The 2937-nt window shown below is 63.2% G+C and carries 3 protein-coding genes and 1 pseudogene; 2 read left to right on the top strand and 2 right to left on the bottom strand.

Features of this window, described 5'->3' with window-relative positions; all coding sequences use genetic code 11:
- Positions 1-611: acyltransferase (locus tag G3N93_RS37640; RefSeq protein WP_206135293.1), on the bottom strand; the 611-nt coding region annotated here is incomplete at its 3' end.
- A 217-nt stretch (positions 612-828) separates the two neighbouring features.
- Between G3N93_RS37640 and G3N93_RS37645 the strand changes: the two genes are divergently transcribed.
- Positions 829-972: a hypothetical protein gene (locus G3N93_RS37645; protein WP_006479318.1), complete on the top strand. Its 144-nt coding sequence runs from the start codon at positions 829-831 to the stop codon at positions 970-972.
- A gap of 230 nt (positions 973-1202) precedes the next feature.
- Positions 1203-2090: a UTP--glucose-1-phosphate uridylyltransferase GalU gene (gene galU / locus G3N93_RS37650; RefSeq protein ID WP_011548079.1), complete on the top strand. Its 888-nt coding sequence runs from the start codon at positions 1203-1205 to the stop codon at positions 2088-2090.
- Between the two features lie 392 nt (positions 2091-2482).
- On the opposite strand, the pseudogene G3N93_RS37655 reads toward galU, so the two are convergent.
- A pseudogene (locus G3N93_RS37655) lies at positions 2483-2937 on the bottom strand (acyltransferase); the annotation flags it as partial.

Genomic DNA, 2937 nt, shown 5'->3' on the forward strand with positions numbered 1-2937 from the left:
GCCACGACCACCGGCATGCTGATGCGCCGGCGGATCGCGAACAGCAGCGGGTAGATCGCGTAGAACTGCACTTCGAGCGACAGCGTCCACAGCGCGCCGTTCGACCCGTACGTGTAGCCGGCGACGCCCTGCAGCGAGAACAGGTTCACGAGGAACGCGACGAGGCCGACGTCGCGGATCTTGTGGCTGACGGGCTCGATCTGCAGGCTGACCGAGTCGAGCGCGAGCGTGAACAGCAGCGCGGCGAGCAGCACCGGGTAGATGCGCGCGAACCGGCGCACCCAGAAGTTCGGCGCGTCGAGCCGGTACGCGGGATCGGCCGCGAGCTTGAGCGCCGCGTTGCGGTGGATGCAGTAGCCGCTGATCACGAAGAAGATCGGCACGCCGGCGGAGCCCCACGCGAACGGGAAGGTCAGGTAGCCGGCGATCGCGCCCGGGGTGAGCGCATGGCCGTAAGCGTGATGGAAGCTCTGCATGCCGACCCAGACGACCTGCCGGCAGTGGAAATAGGCGACGAGCAGCGCCGCGAAGCCGCGCATCGCGTCGATCACGTGTTCCTTGTGATCGGCGACGGGCGGCGCGGTCAGAGACGATCCGCTGAAAGCTTGCATGCGATTCGATTCCTTGCGACGGATGGACGGGAAGTTTCATCCAATCGTAATGCGCAAGAATTCGATCAATGAATAAAAAAATCTCGCCGGGAAATATCGGAATTCCACATCATGGTTTTATCGCGTTCAGAAAGTGGTTCCGCGAGGCGGGTCAATTATTTACCGATTTTTTTCTGATAGTTTGAAGCTCCAGTTGATTGATGCAAGGAGCGGCAAGATGGACATGCATTGGATCGCGAGCGCTGCAGTACTGCTGGTCATGGCCGTGCTGTCGGCGTACCGCGAGGCGCTGAAGAACGAACCGATTCGCCCGGGTCTCGAACGGGGCGGCGTGCCCTATATCGAGGAATTCGAATCGTAAGAATTTGTATCTGGAAAATCGGTAATTTGTTTCTGCTTCGGCACTCGGCTCGGCAATATCGACCGGGTTGAAAGGATTATATTTTTTTCCGGAATCATTGGGCAATCGTCCATATCGAAAATGAGCGGAGTCGAATTGGCAGTACCGTCGATTCTCGATATGCCGTTCGGAACACAATCGCGCCGGGTCGCTGGTCGACGCGGCGCAGTCAACGCAATCAGGATGCGAACATGTTGAAAGTCACCAAGGCCGTGTTCCCCGTTGCCGGTCTCGGCACGCGGTTCCTCCCGGCAACGAAGGCGAGCCCGAAGGAAATGTTGCCCGTCGTCGACAAGCCGCTGATTCAGTACGCGGTCGAGGAAGCGATCAACGCAGGTATCACCGAGATGATCTTCGTCACCGGGCGCAGCAAGCGCGCGATCGAGGATCACTTCGACAAGTCCTACGAGATCGAGGCCGAGCTCGAGGCGCGCGGCAAGGAAAAGCTGCTCGAGCTCGTGCGCGGCATCAAGCCGAGCCATGTGAACTGCTTCTACGTGCGCCAGCCGGAAGCGCTCGGTCTCGGCCACGCGGTGCTGTGCGCGGAGAAGCTGGTGCACGGCGAGCCGTTCGCGGTGATCCTCGCCGACGACCTGCTGCATGGCGAACAGCCGGTGCTGAAGCAGCTGGTCGACGTGTTCGACCACTATCACAGCTCGGTGATCGGGGTCGAGACGATTCCGCGCGAGGACAGCCGCTCGTACGGTGTCGTCGAAGGCCGCGAATGGGAAGAGGACATCATCAAGCTGTCGGGCATCATCGAGAAGCCGGCGCCGGAAGATGCGCCGTCGAATCTCGGCGTGGTCGGCCGCTACGTGTTCATGCCAACGATCTTCGATCACCTGCGCAAGCTCAAGCCGGGCGCCGGCGGCGAGCTGCAGCTGACCGATGCGGTCCAGTCGCTGCTCGCGAACGAGCAGGTGCTTGCGTACCGCTACTACGGCACGCGCTTCGACTGCGGCAGCAAGATCGGCTATCTCAAGGCCACCGTTGAACTCGCGCTCCAGCATCCGGAAGTGAGCCGCGAATTCGAGGCCTATCTGCGTACCTGTTTGCCCGCGCTGGCTGCTGTCGCCTAAGCAGCCGCGCGCTCCGTTGTTTCAGGTGGTGGTTGTTCCGTTGGCCCCGGCCGCTCGCGCGCCGGGGCTTTTTTGCGTTTGCGGGTGCCGGGTGCGTGATCGCGGTGCGCGTTGTCGGCGAGCTTGAAGTGTGACGGGTTGGCTTCGCGGGCGGTGCCGCGTGCGGAGCGGGGCGCTCTGACTGGAATGGGCGCCACGTCTGAAACCGGTGCCGCGGCGATCGACCGGATCGGCGGTCCGGTTGCGCGATGCGCATCGACAGTCGTGACCGCACGGATTCCGTCGGCGCCGGTCGATGACGCGACGCCGCGTCTCGTTCGCCGGGTGTCAGCTTCCGCGTGTGGCCAGAATCGCGCTTTTTCCGTTCGATCGTTGCCGCATCCGTGCGGTGTTCAACGCGCCGACGTGCTCGGCCGCGCGACGAAATGCCGGGCCAGCATCGCGGTAACCGGCTTCTTGAAATCGAGCAGCCGCTTTTCGAGATAGCGCCAGGACAGGTGCGCGAGCAGCACGGCGAGCGCGAACTGCAGCATTTCGGGCAGCGTGTCGCGGACGATTTCCGGTACGGCCACGTTCGCGACGTGTGCGGGCAGCACGCCGAAACGCGTCGGAATCAGGTTGTGGAACAGGTAGAAGCCGTAGCTGATCGTGCCGAGATAGACGAGCGGCGCCCAGTCGAGCAGCGCCACGACCGGATGCTCGGGCTCGCTGACGATCCACAGCAGCAGCGCGCCGAGCGACGCGGACAGGCCGAGATCCGCGAGCGCCGCGATCGCGTCGGGCAACGCCGTGCAGGCGGGCAGCGCGAGGAAGAACACGACGCCTGCCGCGCCGAGCCAGCCGGGTG

Source organism: Burkholderia sp. Se-20378 (genome assembly GCF_017104665.1).
Taxonomy (GTDB): Bacteria; Pseudomonadota; Gammaproteobacteria; order Burkholderiales; family Burkholderiaceae; genus Burkholderia; species Burkholderia lata.